The sequence below is a fragment of the Longimonas halophila genome (assembly GCF_002554705.1).
Taxonomy (GTDB): domain Bacteria; phylum Bacteroidota; class Rhodothermia; order Rhodothermales; family Salinibacteraceae; genus Longimonas; species Longimonas halophila.
In genome coordinates this window covers 114,535-135,539 of sequence record NZ_PDEP01000006.1, presented here as the reverse complement: position 1 = coordinate 135,539, position 21,005 = coordinate 114,535, and the positions used below count along the sequence as shown (strand labels likewise).

Annotated in this window: 20 protein-coding genes; 3 read left to right on the top strand and 17 right to left on the bottom strand. The window is 61.2% G+C overall.

What is annotated here, in order from left to right; translation table 11 throughout:
* From CRI93_RS07840 to CRI93_RS07785, 12 genes are all read right to left on the bottom strand, one after another.
* On the bottom strand, positions 1 to 516 hold the full coding sequence (locus CRI93_RS07840; protein WP_098062070.1) for a GTP-binding protein: 516 nt from the start codon (positions 514 to 516) through the stop codon (positions 1 to 3).
* A gap of 62 nt (positions 517 to 578) precedes the next feature.
* Entirely contained in the window at positions 579 to 962 is a 384-nt protein-coding gene (locus CRI93_RS07835; protein ID WP_098062069.1) for a roadblock/LC7 domain-containing protein, read from the bottom strand.
* A 112-nt stretch (positions 963 to 1,074) separates the two neighbouring features.
* Positions 1,075 to 2,097 carry a DUF2157 domain-containing protein gene (locus CRI93_RS07830; protein ID WP_098062068.1) on the bottom strand — a complete coding sequence of 341 codons (1,023 nt, stop codon included), beginning with the start codon at positions 2,095 to 2,097 and terminating at the stop codon, positions 1,075 to 1,077.
* 15 nt (positions 2,098 to 2,112) lie between these two features.
* Positions 2,113 to 3,339, bottom strand: a complete 1,227-nt coding sequence (gene tyrS / locus CRI93_RS07825) for a tyrosine--tRNA ligase (RefSeq protein ID WP_098062067.1) — start codon at positions 3,337 to 3,339, stop codon at positions 2,113 to 2,115.
* A 98-nt stretch (positions 3,340 to 3,437) separates the two neighbouring features.
* Positions 3,438 to 3,902, bottom strand: a complete 465-nt coding sequence (gene smpB, locus CRI93_RS07820; protein WP_098062066.1) for an SsrA-binding protein SmpB — start codon at positions 3,900 to 3,902, stop codon at positions 3,438 to 3,440.
* A 55-nt stretch (positions 3,903 to 3,957) separates the two neighbouring features.
* Positions 3,958 to 4,842 carry an MqnA/MqnD/SBP family protein gene (locus tag CRI93_RS07815; protein ID WP_098062065.1) on the bottom strand — a complete coding sequence of 295 codons (885 nt, stop codon included), beginning with the start codon at positions 4,840 to 4,842 and terminating at the stop codon, positions 3,958 to 3,960.
* A 57-nt stretch (positions 4,843 to 4,899) separates the two neighbouring features.
* Positions 4,900 to 5,253: a 50S ribosomal protein L19 gene (gene rplS / locus CRI93_RS07810; RefSeq protein WP_098062064.1), complete on the bottom strand. Its 354-nt coding sequence runs from the start codon at positions 5,251 to 5,253 to the stop codon at positions 4,900 to 4,902.
* A 94-nt stretch (positions 5,254 to 5,347) separates the two neighbouring features.
* Positions 5,348 to 6,076, bottom strand: a complete 729-nt coding sequence (trmD, locus tag CRI93_RS07805; RefSeq protein ID WP_098062063.1) for a tRNA (guanosine(37)-N1)-methyltransferase TrmD — start codon at positions 6,074 to 6,076, stop codon at positions 5,348 to 5,350.
* Positions 6,077 to 6,104: 28 nt separating this feature from the next.
* The gene (gene rimM / locus CRI93_RS07800) at positions 6,105 to 6,719 is read right to left on the bottom strand and encodes a ribosome maturation factor RimM (protein ID WP_176521773.1); all 615 of its coding nucleotides are present in this window, start codon (positions 6,717 to 6,719) and stop codon (positions 6,105 to 6,107) included.
* Positions 6,712 to 7,365, bottom strand: a complete 654-nt coding sequence (gene rpsP, locus CRI93_RS15610; RefSeq protein WP_098062061.1) for a 30S ribosomal protein S16 — start codon at positions 7,363 to 7,365, stop codon at positions 6,712 to 6,714. The genes rimM and rpsP overlap by 8 nt, the downstream gene beginning before the upstream one ends.
* Positions 7,366 to 7,506: 141 nt before the next feature.
* The gene (ffh, locus tag CRI93_RS07790) at positions 7,507 to 8,886 is read right to left on the bottom strand and encodes a signal recognition particle protein (protein WP_098062060.1); all 1,380 of its coding nucleotides are present in this window, start codon (positions 8,884 to 8,886) and stop codon (positions 7,507 to 7,509) included.
* A 105-nt stretch (positions 8,887 to 8,991) separates the two neighbouring features.
* The gene (locus CRI93_RS07785) at positions 8,992 to 9,393 is read right to left on the bottom strand and encodes a carboxymuconolactone decarboxylase family protein (protein WP_098062059.1); all 402 of its coding nucleotides are present in this window, start codon (positions 9,391 to 9,393) and stop codon (positions 8,992 to 8,994) included.
* Between the two features lie 102 nt (positions 9,394 to 9,495).
* Between CRI93_RS07785 and CRI93_RS07780 the strand changes: the two genes are divergently transcribed.
* The 3 genes from CRI93_RS07780 to ggt are packed head-to-tail and all read left to right on the top strand — an operon-like array spanning position 9,496 to position 12,663.
* Entirely contained in the window at positions 9,496 to 10,107 is a 612-nt protein-coding gene (locus CRI93_RS07780; RefSeq protein WP_098062058.1) for a 5-formyltetrahydrofolate cyclo-ligase, read from the top strand.
* Between the two features lie 57 nt (positions 10,108 to 10,164).
* Positions 10,165 to 10,824, top strand: coding sequence for a PspC domain-containing protein (locus CRI93_RS15510; RefSeq protein WP_245850401.1), 660 nt, complete (start codon positions 10,165 to 10,167; stop codon positions 10,822 to 10,824).
* Between the two features lie 57 nt (positions 10,825 to 10,881).
* On the top strand, positions 10,882 to 12,663 hold the full coding sequence (ggt, locus tag CRI93_RS07770; protein WP_098062057.1) for a gamma-glutamyltransferase: 1,782 nt from the start codon (positions 10,882 to 10,884) through the stop codon (positions 12,661 to 12,663).
* 95 nt (positions 12,664 to 12,758) lie between these two features.
* On the opposite strand, the gene CRI93_RS07765 is transcribed toward ggt, so the two are convergent.
* The 5 genes from CRI93_RS07765 to CRI93_RS07745 all read right to left on the bottom strand — a co-directional run bounded on the left by CRI93_RS07765 (position 12,759) and on the right by CRI93_RS07745 (position 20,962).
* A complete protein-coding gene (locus CRI93_RS07765; protein ID WP_098062056.1) occupies positions 12,759 to 15,266 on the bottom strand; it encodes a TonB-dependent receptor in 2,508 nt (835 codons plus the stop codon).
* A 76-nt stretch (positions 15,267 to 15,342) separates the two neighbouring features.
* Positions 15,343 to 16,743 (bottom strand): HTTM domain-containing protein, encoded by a 1,401-nt coding sequence (locus CRI93_RS07760; RefSeq protein WP_098062055.1) that lies wholly within the window; start codon positions 16,741 to 16,743, stop codon positions 15,343 to 15,345.
* 48 nt (positions 16,744 to 16,791) lie between these two features.
* Positions 16,792 to 17,934: an imelysin family protein gene (locus CRI93_RS07755; RefSeq protein ID WP_176521772.1), complete on the bottom strand. Its 1,143-nt coding sequence runs from the start codon at positions 17,932 to 17,934 to the stop codon at positions 16,792 to 16,794.
* Between the two features lie 141 nt (positions 17,935 to 18,075).
* Positions 18,076 to 19,269 carry a DUF4856 domain-containing protein gene (locus CRI93_RS07750; RefSeq protein WP_098062053.1) on the bottom strand — a complete coding sequence of 398 codons (1,194 nt, stop codon included), beginning with the start codon at positions 19,267 to 19,269 and terminating at the stop codon, positions 18,076 to 18,078.
* A 397-nt stretch (positions 19,270 to 19,666) separates the two neighbouring features.
* Entirely contained in the window at positions 19,667 to 20,962 is a 1,296-nt protein-coding gene (locus CRI93_RS07745; RefSeq protein ID WP_098062052.1) for a M16 family metallopeptidase, read from the bottom strand.
* Positions 20,963 to 21,005 lie beyond the last annotated feature (43 nt).

Here is a 21,005-nt window from a genome sequence, read left to right as displayed (position 1 = left end):
CTATTGAATGCCCCATGCATCAACCAGGGCGTGGATGAGCGCCTGTCCATCGCGTTCCGTACGCACATCGGCGGTGAGCACGGCAGCGGCACGCTGTGCAAACGACGCCTCGCGCAGCGCCTCGGGATGCGTGCCTGCTTCATCGCTATGGGTGATTCCCACGACGAACGGCACATCGGCAGCTTCCTTTGCGCGCAGAGTATCCAGCAAATGCTCCGTATCGGTCTCAGCAGTATCATGTCCGGCATGCACCAGCACGATCATCCCGTCAACACCTTCGCCGAGCATCTGCCACATGTAGTCGAAGCGCTCCTGACCCGGCGTCCCAAAGAGCCGCACCGAGCGCTCTTTCAGTGTCATGCGTCCATAGTCAAGCCCAACAGTGGTCTGGTTTTTCCCGATAGCTTCCTGACTATCCACATCGGTCGTAAGGGGCTCGATCTCTGAAATCGTGGATACCAGTGTAGTTTTTCCAGCACCAACGGCTCCTGTAATTAGCACTTTAAGAGGCAACATATGTAACCTGATGGTCCATGGTACGAGAAGCGAACGATGCGACAGGTGGTACGCCACAGGCGCTACGGGTTGGTGTCGCGCAGCAATGGCTCGGCGGATTTGACGACCTTCCGTGCCTGAATATTGATGAGGGCGACATTTGCATCAGCGGCTGTAACGACAGCAAGTGCCCCCTCACTTCCGATCAGATACATCTGAATGCGCCGTTCAGTCGCTGAAATTGCGGTTTCGTTGAGCACACCGGCCCCGAGCCGACGGGCCATGCGTCGACTTACGCCAAGTGTGGTAGCCACCATTGCTGCAATGCGTTCGGCTTCCTCGCTATCGCTGAGGGTTTCGGTGATGAGCAGCCCGTCACGCGAGGCTATGAGACTGCCATGAATCTGTCCTGGAACAGCATCGCTAAGTTCGTACAGCAGATCGTGAAGCGCGTCAGAGGTAGCCATAGCAAAGGAAAAATGTTCATTGGAACACAAGGATACAAAAAAAGACCGGTTGATACCAACCGGTTTTCTGGGCTTTTCAGGCGTGCGGAGCACAGAGTACTGCAACGTTGAACTACGATCCCGCACCTATGAGGCATTTTCCAGCGTCACGGAGTCGTTGACGTACGGCACCCGCGTGACGTTGCCAGGCAATGCCGAGTGCAATGATGCCCAGTCCCAGACACGCAAGCACAAACGGGAACCACATGCTCCCCGCAAACACATCGTAGGCCAGATACGCCAGGTAGCCTGTTAGACCAAGTGCTCCGGTAATGACAAACACATGGCGCTGCATGGCCGCTCCGCTCAAAAGTGCCCCAGCGTTCAATGCCGCGTAGGCAGCGGGCGGAAGCGACTCGTGCAGCGTAAGCATTGAAAGGCTCCCCCACAACAGGAGTCCACCCACAATGTAGGGCCAGAAAGCAAATGCGCTGCGTCCGTACCCGCTGAGCGCAGCAGCGCCGGCTGCAATCAGTGCTCCGAGCCCTGCTGAGGTCCACAGGTAGAACACGTCGGATGCGTTCTCTGCCCCCACTGCAACCGTGGCGCCACTCATCCCAATGTACCAGCCCAGCACCGTGAGAGGAAGCATCAAGAACGAAAGCCGGTAACGCACAAAGGCCGCACCAGCCGTACCAAGGGCAGCCCCTTGCAACGTGAGTGCTCGCTTGTCGAATCCGGCAAAGAACGGGCGGTGTGCCGTCTCGGCGGGCCACCAGCCTGCAAGCAGTTGCACGCCGTACACCGCCAGCGGCACCAGTACCACCGTGAGGGTGGCTGTAAGGCCCGCTGGAACGCGGTAGCCGGTGCGGTAGAGCGCCTCGGTGAGTCCGGCACTAATTGCGGCGTACGCAACGGCAATACTCAGCAAGCCCCACGCGCCAAACGCCTCCCAGCCCAGCGTCATAAAGACTGACATAGCCCCAATGGCCATGCATCCGCCCAGGTAGTACAATAGATGCGTAAGCCGCAGCGAACTGGCACCGGAGGCGGACGGTTTCTGCTCAGCAGCAAGCGCTTTGACTTGCTTAGCCTGCGCACGGGTTATGATACCGCGCTCTATTGCCTCGTTGAGCACTACGCGCAGGCGGTCCATGGGCGTTCAATTTGACTATGCAGATGTGGGCGCTTCGACGCGGGCGTACCGCCGCTTGCCCACCTGCAGCACGAACGGCAGATCGGCATCCAAGTCGACCGAGTGGCGCCAGTTATCGACCGTTTCGTCGTCAATGGTAACGGCGCCCTGCTTGATGAGGCGGCGGGCTTCGCTGTTGGATTCGGTCAGTCCTGCCTCGGTCATCAGGTTTAGCAGCCCCATGGTGCCGTTGCCCGACTCGGGCGTGAAAACGGGGATGTCGTCGGGCGTGTCGCCCTGCACCACCGTTTTCTCAAAATGATCGCGCGCTGCGTCGGCAGCATCTTCGCCGTGGTACATGCGCACGATGGCGTGGGCCAGGTTGTGCTTTGCATCGCGCGGATTCGCCTTGGCCTGCGCCTTTACGTCGGGCAGGGCGTCGAGCGGTGTATCCGTAACGAGTTCGGTGTAGCGGTAGATCAGCGCATCCGGTACGGACATGACCTTGCCGTACATTTCTTCGGGCGCTTCGGTGATGCCAATGGCATTGTCGAGCGACTTCGACATCTTCTCGTGGCCGTCGGTGCCTTCGAGCAGCGGCACCATCAGGCAGACCTGCGGGTCCTGGCCCTCCGCTTGTTGGATATGACGCCCCACGAGCAGGTTAAAGCGCTGGTCGGTGCCGCCAAGCTCTACATCCGACTGGATTTCGACGGAGTCTTGGGCCTGCGCCAGTGGGTACAAGAATTCGTGCACGCTAATCGGCTGCCCGGCTTCGTAGCGCGTCTTGAAGTCTTCGCGTTCCAGCATCCGCGCAACGGTGTGCTGCGCCGCCAGCTCGATGACTTCGCTGAACGACATCTCGTCGAGCCACTCCGAGTTGTAGCGGATCTCGGTGCGGTCGGGGTCGAGCACGTTCGCGGCTTGCTCGAAGTAGGATCTGCCGTGCTCGCGGGTCTCCTTGAGCGTGAGCGCAGGGCGTGTCTTGGACCGGCCCGTGGGATCGCCAATCATGCCGGTGAAGTCGCCCACAATGAGCACCGCCTGGTGCCCCAGATCCTGAAACTGACGCAGCTTGCGCAGCACCACGGTGTGTCCCAAGTGCAAGTCGGGGCGGCTCGGGTCGCAGCCCAGCTTTACGCGCAGCGGCGTGTCGGTTTTGCGGGAGTGCTCCAGCTTCTCGCGGAGCGCGTCTTCAGGAACGAGGTCGGCAACACCGCGCATGAGCACGGCGAGTTGGTCGTCTACAGGGGGGAAGCCCATGGGGAAGGGACAGGCAGGTGGGTAGGATGCGGCAGTGCAACGCGCCTCGGGCATCCGCACGCCCGATGTGGGCGGATGCGCCGGACAGGCGCTATCGGTTAACGGTTAAACTCATGTTTGATGTCACGTAGCTTGCGCTTCGACTCGCGCTCCTTCACAGTCTGGCGCTTGTCGCGCACGTCTTTGCCCTTGGCCAGCCCGATCTTGACCTTGATCCAGCCGTCGCGCACGTACAGCTCCAGCGGCACAATGGTGTAGCCTTTTTGCGCTGCCGCCTCGGCCCAGCGCTCCAGCTCGTGCTGGTGCATCAGCAGCTTGCGCGAGCGACGCGGCTCGTGGTTGAAGTGGCTGGCCTGCTTGTACGGCTTGATGTACGCATTGTGCATCATCATCTCGCCCCGGTTATCGAGCGAGCAGTAGGTCCCGTCGAGGCTGGCCTTGCCGTCTTTGGCCGACTTGACCTCGGAGCCGGTTAGGGCAACGCCGGCTTCGAGCGTATCTTCGATGAAGTACTCGTGCCGGGCTTTCTTATTCCGGTCGAGGGTGCGTACGCCGCTACTCATAAGTGCGAAGGGGTCGAGAGAAGAAGGCAGAACAGGAGCATCGCCCCACGAAGCGTTAGGCCGTAGGAGTTGGGGGATGCGGAGCCCCGTCGCCGCGAGGAGCATCGCCATCGGCCTCTTCGGCATCGTCGTCCTCCTCGCGGGCGCTGTCGGGATCTTCCGACACGAACGGCATATCGGGGATTTCGTCTGCTACGTTGTAGTAAAACAGATACGTGCGGAAGTCGGTGAGGCTGGCGCGTTCGAGACGCCCGATGCCAGTGCGCAGATCGTCGGTGTAGAACTCGCGCAGCGCCTCGGGCGGATTTTCCTGCTCGATCCAGTCGGCCCGATGTGCTTTCGCATGCTTTCCGGCTGCTATCATGGCCTCTACAAGCGCCGTGGTGGCGCGTCCGCGCTTCATGACGAAGAGCCCCCACACCATCGGGTAGTTGGTGAGCTCGTACCACTCGCGGCCCAGGTCCATCGTAAAGGCATCGCCCGCGTCGTAGTGCGCGCCCTGTGGACCGACGATGAGTGCGGCGTCGGCATCGGTCTGATGCAGAGTAGCAGGGTCATCGGTATCCACCGCGATGAACTCGGGGTCTACGCCGTAATGCTCATGCATCACCACGCGGGCTACGAAGCGCTCGGTAACGCGCGACCGCGGGTAGGCGACCGTCTCTGGGAACGCCTGCAGCCCGCCGCTCCACACGAGCCGGGCAAACGGGTACTGCCACGACGACAGCCCCATACCGGGCACCGCGTCGAAGCCGTCGTGGCCCTGCAGCGCCAGATACGTAGGCACAAGCGCGATGTCCACCTCGTCCTGCATCACGCGGGCGGTGCACACCTCGGGCCGATGGCGCTCAATCGCAAAGTTGGCGTCGTCTTGCGCCAGCAGTCCGCCAATGAGGGCGTGAGCGGGCGCGTCGTCCCAAAGGGCAATGCGGGTGGGCATACACCAGAGCTATTGCGTGCAGAAGCTATCGCGGGCCGCGCAGAGGGCGGCGTGCCGTTAGTTCGTTTTGCGGGCACGGATGCGGGCGGACTTGCCGGTGCGTTCGCGCAGGTAGTTGAGGCGGGCGCGGCGCACATGGCCCTGACGCTTCACGTCGATCTGGGCGATGCGCGGCGAGTGCACGGGAAAAATACGCTCTACGCCGATGCCGCTCGAAATCTTGCGCACGGTAAAGGTGGTGTTGGAGCCACTGCCGCGCTTCTGCATCACCACGCCTTCGTACTTCTGGATGCGCTCTTTGTCGCCTTCCACCACGCGCAGGTGCACGACGACCGTGTCGCCGGGCCCAAACTCGGGCAGGTCATCTTTGAGTTGCGTTGCTTCAACAATGTCAAGCAGATTGGTCGCCATGATCTTGGAGTCTTTCAAGGTTAAACAATACGAATGCAGCGGGATGCACCGAGCGCAGTGTGCGCGTGGAGCATCGCTCTGCGGATACAGCAAGTTAGTCGGTAGAAGACGCGGAGGCCTCAGAGGTTGAGGGCGGCGCTTCGGTGTCGTTATTCAGCAAATCGGGACGGCGGGTGCGCGTTTTTTCGAGGCGCTGTTCGTCGTGCCAAGCTTCAATGCGGGCGTGGTTGCCCGAGCGGAGCACGCTTGGCACCTCGTGGCCGCGAAAGACCGCCGGACGCGTGTAGGCCGGGGCATCCAGCAGGCCATCTTGAAACGAATCGGTAAGTGCCGAGGATGCATCGCCCAGTACGCCGGGCACGAGCCGCACCACTGCATCCACCAGAACGAGCGCAGGCAGTTCGCCGCCGCTCAGCACGTAGTCGCCAATCGAAAGTTCGTGGGTGATAAAGTGGTCGCGCACGCGCTGGTCGATACCTTTATAGTGCCCGGCCACCAGAATCAGATGCTCATGCATCGACAGCTGGTTGGCATGGGTCTGCTTCAGCGGCGTGCCGTCGGGCGTCAGGTAGACGACCGCGTCGGCGTTGCCGTCGGGCTGGCACGCTTCGATAGCGCGCACGAGCGGCTCCGGTTTGAGCACCATGCCCGCGCCGCCCCCAAAGGGATAGTCGTCAATCTGGCGGTGTTTGCCTACACCAAAGTCGTGCAGGCTGTGCACCGTGATGCTCACGTGCCCATCATCTTGCGCGCGCCCTACAATGCTGTGCTGCAGCGGCTCGCGCACCAGGTCGGGGATGGCGGCGATGATGTCAATGTGCATGGCAGCAGACCTCGTTCAAAACGCGAGGCTATCGGAGGTCGTCGGGCGGCGTGTTGGGGGCACCGGGCGCATTCGCATCCAGCAGCCCCTCGACGGGGTTCAGGTGGATGCGCTGGGCATCGTCGTCGATGCGGGGCACAAACGCCTCCACAAATGGCACGAGCGCATCGTAGCCCTCAGTCGTTTCAATGACGAGGGCATCGGGCCCAGGGAGCGCCATCACTTCCGTAAGCGTGCCCACGCACTCCTCGCCACTGTAGACGGCATAGCCGACCAGGTCGTGCACAAAGCGCTCTTCACCATCCAGCGCAAAGACCGATTCGGGCACAAACACGTCAAGGCGACGCAGCGCTTCGGCTTCGTTGCGGTCGGTTGCGGTTTCGAGCGAGAGGAGCACCGTGGTGCCCTTCTTGTGCGGTTGAAACCGCACGTCGCGGACCGCATGGGCGGTGGCGCGCTCAGCGTTGCGGCCCACGTACACCGTGTCGAAGGTCGCAAACCGGTCGGGGTCATCCGACAGCGGAATGACCTTCACGGTGCCGTCGAGGCCGTGCGGCTTACCCACGCGACCCACCTGCACGAGCGTGTCGGCAGGCGGTGTGTCGGCAGCAGCGGAATGGTTGGGCGAGGCGGCGTTACGCATCCGACTTCGGGGTGTCATCGCTTTCGTCGGCGGCGTCTTCGTCGGTCGCTTCGGCAGCGTCGGCGTCATCGGCCGCCTCTACTTCAGCGGCGTCGGCATCAGCCGTGTCGGATTCGTCAGCGTCTTCCTCGGCTTCGGCCGCTGCCTTTTCTTCGGCAGCTTTAGCTTCTGCTTCGGCTTTAGCCTTGGCTTCTTCTTCCGCTTTGCGGCGCTCTTCCTCTTCTTTGCGGCGCTGCTCTTCAAGCTCGGCGGCGCGCTCGCGCTCTTCCTCAATGGCCTGGGCGCGGCGCATCTCAGCGGTCATCTTGATGTCTTCGCCCTTCTCTTCCAGGCGCTGGATGTGCTCATCCACCGCTTCGGCAATCTGTTCGGGCGATTTGCCCTTCTTCTTGAGGTGATGATGCAGCATCAGGCCGCGCTTGCTAATGAGGCTACGCACCGTATCGCTCGGCTGCGCACCATTTTCGAGCCAGTAGAGCACGCGCTCTTCGTCCACCTGCACGGTGGCGGGCTGCTCCAGCGGGTAGTAGCGCCCAAGGTCTTCAATGTACCGGCCATCACGCGCATTGCGCGAGTCGGTGGCTACAATGGAAAACACGGGGATCTTTTTGCGCCCCATTCGGCGCATGCGAAGTTTAACGGACACAGGTACGTATCGGGGTTAATCGAAAAGAATAACGGGTGATCAGGAGGCGTTCGCGCCTCCCAACGTAACAGTAATTGGTCATGTAGCCTCGCGAACGCTCTCTTTACTGGAGAGACGAAGCACGGGGATGCCGCGATTGGATCAGCCTGGAAACGGATTGCTTCCGCCTCCGCCAAACCGGCCCATCAGCTTTTTCAGGTTCATGGAACGGCCCTGCCCAGTCAGCTTCGACATGGTCTTCATCATCTTCTTCATGTCGCGGAACTGCTTGATGAGCTGGTTCACATCGCGCACTTCTACGCCGCTGCCTTTGGCAATGCGACGACGGCGCGTGCCGTTCAGAATCTGTGGGTTGGATCGCTCTTCGGGCGTCATGGAGAGAATCATCGCCTCAATGTGCTTGAATGCATCCTCGTCCAAGTCCAGGTCTTTCATCTGCGATCCCACGCCCGGAATCATGCCAATGAGGTCTTTCATCGACCCCATGTTCTGGATGCGCTGCAGCTGGTCGTAGAAGTCTTGCAGATCAAAGTCGTCGGACTTGATCTTCTGCTTGAGCTGCTGAGCCTGCTCTTCGTCGTACTGCTCTTGCGCGCGCTCTACAAACGAAACGACATCGCCCATGCCCAGAATGCGCTGGGCCATGCGGTCGGGGTAGAACTCCGAGAGCGCGTCGAGCTTCTCGCCGGTGGAGGCAAACTTAATTGGCTTCTCGACCACCGTGCGAATCGAGAGGGCAGCACCGCCTCGCGTATCGCCGTCGAGCTTGGTGAGCACCACACCGTCGAAGTCGAGCTGCTCGTTGAACTCCTTGGCGGTGTTGACCGCGTCTTGGCCGGTCATGCTGTCCACAACGAAAAGGATTTCGTTGGGATCAACGGCGCCTTTGATGTCGGCAACCTCTTTCATCATGGCCTCGTCGACATGCATCCGGCCCGCCGTGTCGATAATGACGACATCGCGCGCTTTCTGCTTGGCGTGCGCCACGGCTTCATCGGCCACGCGAACGGCGTCTTGCACGATCTGGCCGTCGTCTTCGACCGAGTAGACCGGCACGCCGACCTGATCGGCCAGGGTACGGAGCTGGTCGACCGCCGCCGGGCGGTAGACATCGGCCGCTGCCAGGAGGGGCGCATGGCCCTTGGAGCGCAAGTGCTTGGCCAGCTTTGCCACAAACGTAGTCTTGCCCGAGCCCTGCAGCCCAGCCACCAGAATAACGGTGGGCGGGTGGTCGGCCATGTTGAGCCCGACATGCTCGCCGCCCAGCACGCGCGTAAGCTCGTCGTACACGATCTTGGTAAGCTGCTCGCCCGGCGTAACCGACTGCAGCACCTCGTCGCCGGTGGCTTTCTCCTTTACGCGGTCGGTGATGTCGCGCGCCACCTTGTAGTTGACATCAGCGTTGAGCAACGCGCGGCGAATCTCGCGCATTGTCTCGGCGATGTTCAGCTCGTTGATACGCCCTTGCCCTGTAACGGACTTCAGGGCGCTATCTAATTTGTCGGACAGACTTTCAAACATACGTCGGGGCGCGGTCTGGGATACATTCGCAGGCCGAATGGAGCGCGGTACAGCACATTTTACGCGGCACCTGCTCCAGTATTGCAAGCATCGGGTAAGAATGCGTTAGCTGTCTGCTTGTTCACGGCTACGCAGTAAATCAATCGTTTCCACCGCGTGGCGCAGGTGCGGGATCACGATGGAGCCGCCTACGACAAGCGCCACGTTCAAGGCATCGAGCAGTTCTTCGTCGCTCCATCCAGCGTTTACGCACTGTTGCAGGTGGTAGTCGATGCAGTCGTTGCACCGCAGCACCGTCGAGGCCACCAGCCCAAGCAGCTCTTTCGTGTCGCCCGGCAGCGCGCCGTCGTCATAGGCGGCATCATCGAGGCGAAAAAAGCGTTTGATACCCAAGTGGTCGGTGCCCTCCAGAATCCGCTCGTTCATCTGATCGCGATACGCGTTAAACGCATCCAACCGTGTTTCGGAGGCGGCGGCATCGGACGCGCTGGAGGACGTGCTGGACATGGTGACTGGGGCTACGTTTTACAACGGGAAAATAGGTAGACTCGTAACAAAAGACATAGCATGGACGTTTAGCTTAGCCCGTGAAATTGTGATTTGAATGCTATGCCTTCTGTTTCTAAAACCACGCTCCGCCAGGCCTTCGACGCGTACCGACGGGCTCTTGCTCCTGTGGCTCACAGCAGGCGCAGTCGACGCATCTGCGCTCGTACCCGGGCGCACCCAGCGCTGCACCGCGCCGATGTTGTGCATCTGTACTGGCCCGCGCTCGATCGCGGCGAAGTCGACACGCGTCCGCTCATTGGGTGGTGCCAGGCCGCAGGCAAGACCGTCGTGCTGCCGGTGGTCACAAGTTTCGCAGCCGGGCAGCCCGATATGGAGGCCCGCACCTTTACCAACACCGATGCCCTGGTCGAAAATCGGTGGGGATTGCACGAGCCGGTGCACGGCACCCGCATTGCTCCCCATGCCATTGACCTGGTGATTGTACCCGCCTTCGGTGTAGGTCGGCGCGGCCACCGCATCGGACACGGCGGCGGGTTCTACGATCGCTTTCTGGCCGACCTTGACGCCGACACCCTCGCGCTTGCATTCGACGCCTGCCTGGTCGATACCGTGCCGTCGGATGATCACGATGTACCGGTGCAATACGTCGTCACCGAAACGGAAACCGTAGGGCCGCTTCTTCGCGAACCGAAGCAGCCACGCCTGTCATAGTATTCGTATTTCGCCTGTATCTGCGCTCGCTGTTTTTCCACACGCGCTCTGCCTCCCATGCCAACCCGTAACCGCCCCCGCTCGTCCTCGCGCTCCCATGCAGACGACCGCCCCTCCGACACATCGTTCTCGCCGCTCGACGATGCCGAGCTTAGCGACTTCACCGACGAGGAGCTCGACCACCTGCTGGACGCGCCTGCAGGCGGATCCTCTGACCGCTTTGGGCGCATTGCCACCGCTACTGGCGTGGGCATGCTGCTCGTGCTGGCGCTCTACCTCATTGCCGAGTTCACGTCGATGGGATTCCTGAGCTCCACCCTGGGTATTGGTATGGTAGGGATGATGATGGCCCTCATTGGATTCGGGGTATTTTCTGGACGCAAAAAGAACAAAAAGAAAACCACCAGCTCAACGTCTTCTACTTCGGATTCGGGCGCATCTTCTGAGTCGGTCGAGGAAAAGGTGCAAGCTAAACTGCGTGAGGCCCGCGCAGCGCTCGACGCCGAACAGACCGACCCGTCGTCCTCGGCCAATAAGCTACGTCGCTCCTCCGAGAAGAAGCTCTTTGGCGTGTGCGCCGGGCTCGCTGAGTACTTTGGGCTCGATGTTACGCTGGTGCGCGCTGCCTTTCTGGTGGGCTTGTTCATCTCGGGAGGTAACCTTGCTCTCATCTATTTTGGGATGGCTTACATCATGCCGAAACCCGAAGACGCGTAACCGCGCCTGATGAGCTCTGTCTTTTTTTGCTTTTCTGCCTGATCTCCCGCTGCGCCTATGCCTACCCGTGGTCTCGCTCTGCCTCGCTTGGTCGTCGCTGCTCTCATATCCATAGCACTCGCCTATGTGTCTCCTGCCTACGCCCTACCGGCAGGCGACGAGCCGTTGCGAACAAACAAGCACGAGGCTCCTGTCGCAACGCCCGAGTATGGCGAAGACGGCATGGTCGTGGCCGCGCATCCGGCAGCGGCTGAGGCCGGACGCCAGATCCTGGAGCAGGGCGGCAATGCGGTCGATGCCTCGGTCGCGGTCGGCTTTGCGCTGGCCGTAACGTATCCGCGGGCCGGCAACTTGGGCGGCGGCGGGTTCCTGGTGCTGCGCCAGCCCGACGGCACCGCGACCACGATTGATCACCGCGAAACCGCTCCTGCCGCAGCTACTCCTGATGTCTATCTGGATGCCCGCGGCAACGCTGTGCGCGCCCGAAGTCGGCGCGGCCACCTGGCGTCGGGCGTACCCGGCACCGTGGACGGGCTCTTGCATGCGCTTGAGAAGTACGGCACGCTCTCTCGCTCCGAAGTCATGGCTCCAGCTATCGAGCTGGCTATCAACGGATTCGAGCTGCTCCCCACCCAGGCTGAAGCGCTCAACAGCGCGCAGGACGACTTTAACCAGTTTGCCAGCACGCGCCGCTACTTTGGTGCTGAAGGCGATCAGGGCGGACGCTACGAGCCGGGGCAGACGCTACGCCAGCCCGATCTGGCGAACGTGCTCATTCGCATCCGCGAAAACGGACGCGCTGGCTTTTACACGGGCCCGACCGCCAATCTTATCGTATCCGAGATGCAGCGTGGCGACGGGCTCATTACCCATGAGGATCTGGCATCGTACACCGCGGTCGAGCGCGAGCCGGTCGTATCCACCTACCGCGACCACCGCGTCATTTCGATGGGCCCGCCCTCTTCAGGCGGTGTTGCGCTGGCCCAGCTCTTGAACGCTGCCGAAAACTACGACGTCGCCGGTAATGGACTCAACGCCAGCGCGACGGTCCACCACTTGGGTGAGGCCATGCGCCGCGTCTTTGCCGATCGCGCGAAGTGGATGGGCGATACCGACTTCGTAGACGTCCCGATCGACGCACTGATGGATCCGGCGTACATGCGCACCCGCATGGACGATGTGCAGCCCAATCGCATCACACCGACCGACTCGGTATCGCACGGCACGCCGCCCGGGGCCGAGTCGATGGAGACCACGCACTACTCGGTCGTGGATGCCGACGGCCAAGCCGTAAGCGTAACGACGACGATCAACAGTTCGTATGGCTCCAAGGTCGTGGTGGATGGCGCGGGGTTCTTCCTAAACAACGAGATGAACGACTTCAGCCTAAAGCCGGGGGTGCCCAACCAGTTTGGGCTGGTGGGATCCGAACGCAATGCGGTGGCCCCGCAAAAACGGATGCTATCCTCCATGACGCCGACCATTGTAGAGGACCCGGACGGGCGCTTGCATCTGGTGATTGGCTCGCCGGGTGGACCCACCATCATCACGACGGTGTTTCAGGTGATCATGAACGTGATCGACCACGGCATGGACATCGAGCAGGCGATTACGACGCCGCGGTTTCATCACCAGTGGAAGCCGCGGTCGATCTGGCTGGAACGCCATGGCTTCCCGCAAGACGTGCAGGAGAATCTGGACGCGCGCGGCTGGCCGCTCAACGTACGCAGCCGCTGGGGGCGTGCGCACGGCGTCCGCGTTCGGTACGATAGCACCGGCAGCGCTACCTACCACGGCAGCGCCGACCCGCGACGTGAGGGGGTTGCGGTGGGGCTGTAGGTCGCCCTCGCCTCCAGTGCTAAAGCAAAAAAAACGAGTTCGGACGCCGGGGCAACGTAACGAGCGATAGCACGGATTTTGCCTCCAGCAGCTGCCTACAGCGTCAGCCCCAGCGATACGTAGAAGTTGCGCGCCGTGGCCGGGATGATGCCGGGGCCCGGATAGCCGGTGGCGCGGCGGGTGAAGTAGCGCTCATCCGTCAGGTTGTTGACACCTGCGCCGAGCTGATATCGCCCGGTGCTGTACTTGGCCGACAGGTCCATTACGTGATACGACGGAATGATGCCTTCGATGGCCGTAGGCGTGCGCTGCGCGTTCGAGGCATCTGAGAACTGATCGCTCACGTAGGTAAACTGGTACGTGGCCTCCAATCCGCCAAGGCCCAGCGTCAGCCCTGTTTTGGCATTGACCGTCGGCACGAGCTCCACCTCATTGCCTTCGATGCCGGGCTCCTCCGAATCGGTGTAGGTGGCCGAGATAAGCGCCACGTTCGAGAAGACCGAAAGACGCGTGTCGCTGTTGCGATCGACCAGCGCTTTGTAGAGATCGAGCTCGCCGAACGATTCGAGGCCCACAATACGCGCATCCGCGATATTGGTGCGGAAGCGGAAGGTGCGATCCACCAGGTTGTTGAAGCGCGGATTGGGCTCGGTCCGCAAGACCGTGCCGATGCGGTCTTTGTAGGCGAGGTGGAAGAGCGTGGCATCGTAGCTGAAGAGGCGATCCAGCGTTCCACGCATGCCCAGGTCGAGGTTATAGCCCCGCTCGTCTTGCAGGTCAGGATCGACCTCCAGACTGCCCAGACTCACGCGGATGTCGTTGAATGTGATCGCACGGTAGTTCTGCGACGCGTTGGCATAGATCTCCAGTGCATCCGAATGCTTGTAGCTGGCCCCGAGTCCGAAGAAGACGAACGAGCGGGCCCGGTCGCGCTCCTCCTGGATCTGCTCGTCGACCAGCGTGTTGCCTGCCAGATCCTCAACCAGATTGCGGTAATACCCATCGGCCTGCGTGCGGATATACTCGAAGCGCACGCCCGGCGTCAGGCTAAAGCGCGGCGTGATATTGAAGATGTTCTCGGCGAAGACGGCCATATTACGGCTCGGCAGGTCGAAGTCCGAGCCTTCGAGGTTGTCGGGCGTACGGTAGGCAAACTCGGGGTCGTCGCCTGCCGGGCCCAGTCCCTGGCGACGGTGGGTGAAGCCCTGGTAGTAGCGCGTGCCGGCGAGCAGCACCGAGATGCCGTCGCGTAGCGGATAACGGTGGATGAGCCGCGTTTCGTTGCCGAAATTGCGAAAATCGTCTTTGAGCAGGTCGCGCGGCCCGCCCTGGTCCAGCCGGTCGATGCGTTGGAGGTTGCCCAGCGCATCCCGCCCGGCCACGAGGCCAAAGAACCGCGTGTTCAGGGTGGTAACGCCCGAAAGCGCATAATCGGCCTGGAGCGCAAAGAGATTCCAGTTCACCCGAAACCAGTTGCGCTCCCGATTCGACTGACTCGGGTCGCGATCGAACTGCGTATCCGTGAGGCCGCCGGGCTGCTGCGCGAGGTAGCGCATGAACGTGTACTCGGGACGGATGGTGAGCTTGTCGGTCACCTCGAAGTCAACCGACGCATGCGCCTGGTGCTGCTGCAGATTGGCGTTGGGCCGCCAGCCATCGGAGCGTTTGTACTGGTAGTAGCCGTAGTACTGCGCGGGTCCGGCCGTGCCCCCCACGCTGTTAAATGAGTTGAGCAGTCCAAAGGAGCCAGCCGATTGCGTGGTAGCGAGTTGCGCTGGCTCATCTTCAGGACCGTTCTTGAAGACAAAATTGACGAGTCCGCCAAACTGCGTGCCGTACTGCAGCGAGGAGGCCCCGCGCACGATCTCAACGCGCTCCAGGGCCTGTGGAGGCGGCGTGTAGTAGCTTTCCGGATAGCCCAGCGCATCGGCGGCAATGTCGTAGCCGTTCTGGCGCGTATTGAAGTTGGAGTTACGATTCGGGCTGAGTCCGCGCCCGCCCAGGCCCAGCTGTACGCCTGCGGCATCGCTCTGCCAGATGTTGAGGCCCGCCACCTTGCTATAGATCTGCCGACTGTTGCCCGTGGCCAGGTTCGCTGCCATCTCATCCACAAGCACCACTTCGTTCTTCTTGGCCTCGTAGATGGCTGCGCCCTCGGTATCTACTGCGCGAAGCCGCGTCATCCCAAAGGCATCGCTGCTCTCGTCGCGGACGGTGACCTCGTCGAGTTCGTCTTCCAGAATCGTAAGCGTGAAGTCGACCCGCTGGTCGCCGTCGGTAATGGCAACCTGCTGGGTGGCCAGTTGCTTACCCGAGAAGAACGCACGCACGACGTATCGACCTGCTGCAAGGTCATCAATCGCGTAGCGCCCGTCCGAGCCGGTCGTCTGGGTGCGGGCATCCGTTACGGTGAAGAGGCTGTCGGCGGCAGACCCGGTTTCTGCCGCATCTGCCGCAAAGACGATCGCCCCGGGTACGGGCGCGCCGGATTCATCGGTCACGGTGCCGAAGATGGAGACGGATTGCGCCGCAGCCGGGGTCTGTAGTATCCCCAAAAGACAGGCCAGAGCGGCAATAACGATGCGGCGGGGTATAGCGGTCATTCCAGGAACAGACAATGCAAAAGTACTACAAATGAAACATACGGGAGCGGGTCAGTGCAGGTAGCGACGGATACCATCAGCCTCCGCCAATCCAGCGCTGATCGTTGCCGGGGAAGGGGCGCAGCCAGTCTTTGTGGTGGAAGCCGGGCTCGATCTCGGTTAGATCCACATCAGGATCTACCAGCAGGGCGCCCCGGCGGCCGTTGAGGGTAACGTGCGCCTCAACGGTGATCTCGACATCGCCAAGGCCCTGCTCCTGGTAGGTGTCTTCGAGGTGGTGCGCGAACTGCAAGATCATGTCGGGCTGGGTGGACATCATCTTCTCCTGGTTGGGCGTCAGATGCTCCCAGTTGCCCACCTGCCACTGGCGTCCGGTGTCTGGGTCGTGTACGTGGAAGACCGCGTGGCCGGTTTTTTCCATCAGCATGACGCGCCATGAGAAGCGGTATCCTTGCTCCGTCCAGAAGAGGTTGCCCGGATACGCCATAAAGCGCAGTGGTACGAGAACCTGCAGCAGGAAGTACACGCCCAGCATCCCGCCCAGCGCCCACGAGGCCAGTTTTGAGAACCGATAGCGCGTGAGCCCGCCCGATGATCCGATCCCTGCCATTTCGCGCGGGGCCGACCGGGTGATCCAGCGCCAAGTCTGCTTCGCCCAGCGGATGACCGTGTTGTGGAAGGACGGCGAGAAGTAGATCAGCGTGCTCAAGATCATGATGTAGGGAAACATCCCGATCTGGAAGAGCAGCGCTGTCGCCAGGTGGAAGCCGATCACCGCCACATAAGCCAGCGGACGCGTACGCTTCCACAGCAGGAAGAACACGATGGTGAGGTCGTAGAGCGCACCACCCCAGCTAAACAGATACGCTGTTTCCGGCATCTCCAAGAGCGGCCCGATGACGGGCCAGTGCCCGTGCGCCGGGAGCCAGAGCCGGAGCGGCATGGCGTCCAAAAGCCAGTCGGGATGTAGCTTGGCGAGACCGGCGTAGACATACACCAGGCCCAGTTGCAGCTTGAAGATGTTGACGGTCCACGCCGGTACCAGATCGGCCCGCATGCTGGCGTCGCGCCATGCATCGAGCGAGAAGCGGCGGTTTGCCGGGACCCAGATCAGCAGGAAGCTGATGATGCTGACGAAATAGTAGTGGTTCAGGTAGTTCGTCTTGTCGATCAGTTCCACGTACGTGAACGACAGGAAGAACAGCACCGCTGCGATTCGGTAGCGCCACCCCAACATCAATGCGAGCGCAGAGAGGCCAATAACCGCAAAGAGCGCGTACATCCCCGTAGCGCCCAGCGGCTGGACCCACTCGAATCCGTAGAACGTGAAGTGATACGACGGCTGAACGTACAACTCGTGGATCCACCCGTTGGCGGCGAACCGGACGATGCTCACGGCCATGATGAAGCCGAAGAGCGCCCGAAACACCGCCAGTGGGGCAACGGAGGTGGAGCCAGTGACGTATTTCTTCCACATAGCGCGTTACGGCAAACAGCTTGAAGAAGGACCCAACGTGGCGCGCGATCAGTCGCCGTCGTTATCCTGGAACGTGATGGTAATGCCCAGCACAGATGTCATATCCGCCTTCATCAATGCCACCACGCTCTGCATCTCCTGAAAAGCTGTGAGCACCGGCTCGTTGTTCGTCTCGATCTGATTCGCCAGCGGATCGTTCAGGTCCTGCAGGGCGCTGATGGTTGCGTCGAGCGCACTCACGATTTCAGTGTCCAGATCGCCCGCGCCACGCGCTTCCAGATTATCGTCGATGCCGGGGCCATCCTGGCCCTCCACGGTTTCACCAAGATACAGACGCTTAAACGCCCGCACGTTGGCGATGGCCAGTTCGAGCGAGTAGCCGCTGTGGGCCGCCTCGGTAGAGGACGGGCGCGGCACGCCTGCGCTTCGCACTCCTGCCGGAATACCGATCTTTCCGTCACGCAGGAAGCGCTCGTAATGCTTCACGTAGGCATTAATGAGCATGCCCAGCGAGCTGCCCACATCCGTTCCGGCGTTGGCTTCGCTTGTAAACATGCCGAGGTAGTCTTCTCCGTCAGGCGACCACTCGGTAACGACTTGGTCTACGTTCTCCTGAATGAAGTTGATATTTTCCAGCAGATACGTGCCGCGGCTTTCGGCATTCGCTTCGCTCGTGTACGCGGCCACGATCTCTGCATCGGTCGCACCTGTATCATGCAGCAGGTAGCCAAGCGCCGGAAATCCGCCCGCTGCCCGATCGCTGATGGAGCCAAACGTGTACTCGCCCGAGGCGATGTTGCTGTCGATTTGCTCTTCGTCGGTGGGATACGTGTTGAGCGCGCTACGCAACGTGAGCGACTCAGCCGGACCGAACTGGTAGAGGCTTGCGGCCTGCCAGGCCATCCGCGCGGCTTTGAGGTCGGCCTGCACATCCGCCAGCGTTTCTTGCGACGGGGTTGCTACAAATGCTTCTGCGGAGGCATTCAAGTCGGCTACATCCGCCGCCAGAGTTTCATAAGACGGCAGAATGATGTTGCTTCCGTAGTTCTGCAGCAGCGCCACGCGGTCGAAATCCGAATCATCGTCTGAATCGGAGGACCCAACGCTGTCACACGCAGCCACGGTAACCATGGCTACGATAGCAGCCAAGGCAACGGAAAGCCAGCGCGCTCTTGAGAGTACGTGTGTCATAGGAAGAGTGGGGGTCAGAATGAGGCGTGTCACTGCCTGCATCGTAGCAGACAGCGACGCGCGATACTGCGGAATGGATCAGAGCGGCCATAGCGGCAGAGCGAGGGGCACTCACCCTGCCACGCATAGCACATCTCGATTTTAGATAGCGTCCTGCACCGGCTCAAGCTCCGGATACGCCTCTACCAGCGTAGCCTTTGCTTCGTTCAGGCTGGCCGGCGTGACGTTCCAGAAGTTACCGTTTGCGCCAAACTGTTCGCCCTTGATGGTTTCGATCTCTTCAATCGTCAGATTGCGATTCGGGCTGTACTTAATCGCGTTCACAAACGCCCAGGCCTCCGACAGCGCGTGGAAGGCATCGCCCGTCTCGCCTGCATCCAGCGCAGATTGCGTGCTGTTGATGTAATGCACGGCCGTACCGGCGGTGATCAGCTCAAGCTCTTCGTAAAGGGCGTCGCGCGCTGCGTTCTTCGCCTCCGTGTTGCCGTTCACAATGGCCGTACGCCCGTTGATGAAAGCCTCCATCATGGCGTCGTTGGTGCCTTCCAACTGCTGATCGACCGTGTTGGAGTAGTTGGCCCAGTAGCTCAGACTGCCATCGGTGTCTTCCGACCAGCCCGATTCAAAGTCGACGGGCGCGGCCGTGTATCCGAAGGCTTCGTCCCAGTGGTGCTCCATCGCGGTGTAGTTTTCGCCTTCCTCCAGCTCGTCATTCTCGACGTCTGGACCGATGCGGTCGTCGGTGAGGTAGACGTTAAAGATCTGGTTGTAGAAGACCGCGCCCATCAGGCCCTTCTCGACGAGCTGCGTGAACTCACGGCCATTCTCATCCACGAGGATTGTGCTTCCACTTCCTCGTTCAAGGAGTCCAGCGGTGCCGTCGGTTGCCGTGATGCCCTGGGCCCCGTTCTCGCTGGCTGCGGCGGCCTCGGCAAAGAAACCTTCAAACAGGTCGGCGTCGCGATCGGGTGCGAAGGTCTTGTTGCGCAGTTGACGATCCGAGGTAAAGGAAAAGTTTCCGCCGCCGTCGCCGCCTTCATTCGTGAACATGGCGAGCAGGACGTCTTCGGAGATTTCTTCTCCGTCATCGCCCTGGCCGAGGTACGACTTCATCTCGGCGACCATGTTGAGGCGATCCGTCTGACCCGAATAGGAGACAGAGGACTCGCCATCACGCATAAAGGTGTAGGTTTCGGGGGCTTCGATGGTCTCTTCGCCGTCATCCATACCGACGCTGGAGTCGTCGCATCCGGTCAGGACAAAAGCGATGCAGAAAGCAAATAGGCCCGCGAGCAAAGAGAAGCGCCGCGGTAGAATCGTTGAGGACGTTGGCATGCTTGTACGTCAGTAGTGCAATAAAACAGTAGAGTTAGGTTGCTATCCGAGGCGGGCGCCCCGAAAAGTACACCTCTAACGTAAGAGCTAATTTAGACTTTGTCTACACAAGCATAGACTTTCTTGGTGAATTGCTGTTTAACCTTCACCTGGGCAGTATTTCAGAGAGCAGAGAGGGTATTCCGGCGGGAGAGCGTGGCGTAACTGCTACTTGAGCACGTGGCAGTCGTTCGTGCAATGTTGTATCGTTCTAAACTACTTCTGCTGCTCAGTCCTGTACCGAATCCATTCGCGTTTCGTACCGGTCCATGTCGTACGCCCCCATGGGTAGGGGCCCCATGCAATACATGCGGCCCCCATCAGTCGGTAGTACACAGACGTGACACTGCGTGCAAACCTACGCCGCCGCCTCATCGACCGATGCAGGCACGCTCCCCGCCATGGCGGTATGCAGCGCATCAGGATCGAAGTGCGTCTGGATGGCGTCGTTGACCTCCTCAAGCGTGACGGCCTGGATGCGCTCGGGGAATTCGTCGAGGTAGCTCACCGGAAAGCCACGCTCGGCATTGGTCAGGAGCGACTGCGCAACGCTCTTCGTGGTCGCCAGACCCACTTTGTAGGAACCGGTGATCGTGGTCTTTTTGGCATCAAGCTCGTCTTCAGTGACGCCGCCCTCTACAAAGTCGCGCACTACCTGGCGCGTAGCGTCGAGGCCTTGCTGCAGCGCCTCGGTGCTCAGCGTCACGCCAATGGTCCAGCTGCCGTCGTACTCGGTGCTGATGCCCGACAGGCCCGAGCGAATGCCGTACGTGAGGCCCATCTCATCGCGGACGGTGTTCATGAGGCGCGCTGAGAAGTTGCCCCCCAGGATGTAATTGCCCAGGTAGAGCGGCAGGTAGGCGTCGTCGTCGCGGCGGAGAGTGAGCGCGTGGCCCATCCGCACGTCAATGTTGTCGCGGTCGGCCATGGGCACGGTAGCAGTTCCGGGGGCGCAGGCCGTAGCGCGCGTCGCATGGGTTGGAGCTGGAGCCGTGCCGTCCCATGAAGCAAACGCGCCGCGCACTGCGGTTTCCACCGCATCGTGCTCCAGGTCGCCCGCTACGACCAACGTGAAGGCGTGCGGCGTGACGTGTTCGTGGTGGTACGTCTGCACCTCGGCACGCGTGGTCTGCTGCAGACGCTCCAGTTCGTCCTCGAACGGACGGCTGTAGTTGGGGTGGTCAACCGAGAACAGGCGCTGCATGAGCGCACGCGAGGCATGAGGCGCGGTGTCTTGCATCGAGCGCTGCACATCGGCCAGCGTCTGCGCTTGCACTTTCGGGTATTCTGACTCGGGAAACGACGGCGTCTGCACCATGTCGGCACATACGTCGAGCACGGTAGGCAGGTCGCCCGTAAGCGACTGCCCCGACACATCCACATAGAGCCCGTCGCTCGACAGCGAGAGCTGCGCGCCGCATTCTTCGAGCAGCGCGGCCAGTTCGAACCGGTCGTGCGTGGCGGTGCCTTTGTCGAGCATCGCCACCATGAGGCGCTGCACCAGGTCGTCGTGCGCTCCCAGGTCGGGGTGCGTGCGAAACGAACCGCGCCATGAGACAAAGCCGTCTACCGGCATCTGAAGGGTAAGCAGGCGGCACGGACCCACGGGACGATCGTGCACGCGGTCGGCATACGAGAGGGCGGAGCGATCCATAGAAGCAGAGAAAATCAGGACGGAGAACGACAGAGATAGCCGG

What these genes read in the sequence shown, in the direction of transcription:
- CRI93_RS07785 (WP_098062059.1), bottom strand. Translation starts at nt 9,393, where the DNA reads ATGTCCAGCACGTCCTCCAGCGCGTCCGATGCCGCCGCCTCCGAAACA.
- ffh (WP_098062060.1), bottom strand. Translation starts at nt 8,886, where the DNA reads ATGTTTGAAAGTCTGTCCGACAAATTAGATAGCGCCCTGAAGTCCGTT.
- CRI93_RS15510 (WP_245850401.1), top strand. Translation starts at nt 10,165, where the DNA reads ATGCCAACCCGTAACCGCCCCCGCTCGTCCTCGCGCTCCCATGCAGAC.
- CRI93_RS07755 (WP_176521772.1), bottom strand. Translation starts at nt 17,934, where the DNA reads ATGACACACGTACTCTCAAGAGCGCGCTGGCTTTCCGTTGCCTTGGCT.
- CRI93_RS07780 (WP_098062058.1), top strand. Translation starts at nt 9,496, where the DNA reads ATGCCTTCTGTTTCTAAAACCACGCTCCGCCAGGCCTTCGACGCGTAC.
- smpB (WP_098062066.1), bottom strand. Translation starts at nt 3,902, where the DNA reads ATGAGTAGCGGCGTACGCACCCTCGACCGGAATAAGAAAGCCCGGCAC.
- ggt (WP_098062057.1), top strand. Translation starts at nt 10,882, where the DNA reads ATGCCTACCCGTGGTCTCGCTCTGCCTCGCTTGGTCGTCGCTGCTCTC.
- tyrS (WP_098062067.1), bottom strand. Translation starts at nt 3,339, where the DNA reads ATGGGCTTCCCCCCTGTAGACGACCAACTCGCCGTGCTCATGCGCGGT.
- CRI93_RS07830 (WP_098062068.1), bottom strand. Translation starts at nt 2,097, where the DNA reads ATGGACCGCCTGCGCGTAGTGCTCAACGAGGCAATAGAGCGCGGTATC.
- rplS (WP_098062064.1), bottom strand. Translation starts at nt 5,253, where the DNA reads ATGGCGACCAATCTGCTTGACATTGTTGAAGCAACGCAACTCAAAGAT.
- CRI93_RS07835 (WP_098062069.1), bottom strand. Translation starts at nt 962, where the DNA reads ATGGCTACCTCTGACGCGCTTCACGATCTGCTGTACGAACTTAGCGAT.
- CRI93_RS07760 (WP_098062055.1), bottom strand. Translation starts at nt 16,743, where the DNA reads ATGTGGAAGAAATACGTCACTGGCTCCACCTCCGTTGCCCCACTGGCG.
- CRI93_RS07745 (WP_098062052.1), bottom strand. Translation starts at nt 20,962, where the DNA reads ATGGATCGCTCCGCCCTCTCGTATGCCGACCGCGTGCACGATCGTCCC.
- CRI93_RS07765 (WP_098062056.1), bottom strand. Translation starts at nt 15,266, where the DNA reads ATGACCGCTATACCCCGCCGCATCGTTATTGCCGCTCTGGCCTGTCTT.
- CRI93_RS07840 (WP_098062070.1), bottom strand. Translation starts at nt 516, where the DNA reads ATGTTGCCTCTTAAAGTGCTAATTACAGGAGCCGTTGGTGCTGGAAAA.
- CRI93_RS07815 (WP_098062065.1), bottom strand. Translation starts at nt 4,842, where the DNA reads ATGCCCACCCGCATTGCCCTTTGGGACGACGCGCCCGCTCACGCCCTC.
- CRI93_RS07750 (WP_098062053.1), bottom strand. Translation starts at nt 19,269, where the DNA reads ATGCCAACGTCCTCAACGATTCTACCGCGGCGCTTCTCTTTGCTCGCG.
- trmD (WP_098062063.1), bottom strand. Translation starts at nt 6,076, where the DNA reads ATGCACATTGACATCATCGCCGCCATCCCCGACCTGGTGCGCGAGCCG.
- rimM (WP_176521773.1), bottom strand. Translation starts at nt 6,719, where the DNA reads ATGCGTAACGCCGCCTCGCCCAACCATTCCGCTGCTGCCGACACACCG.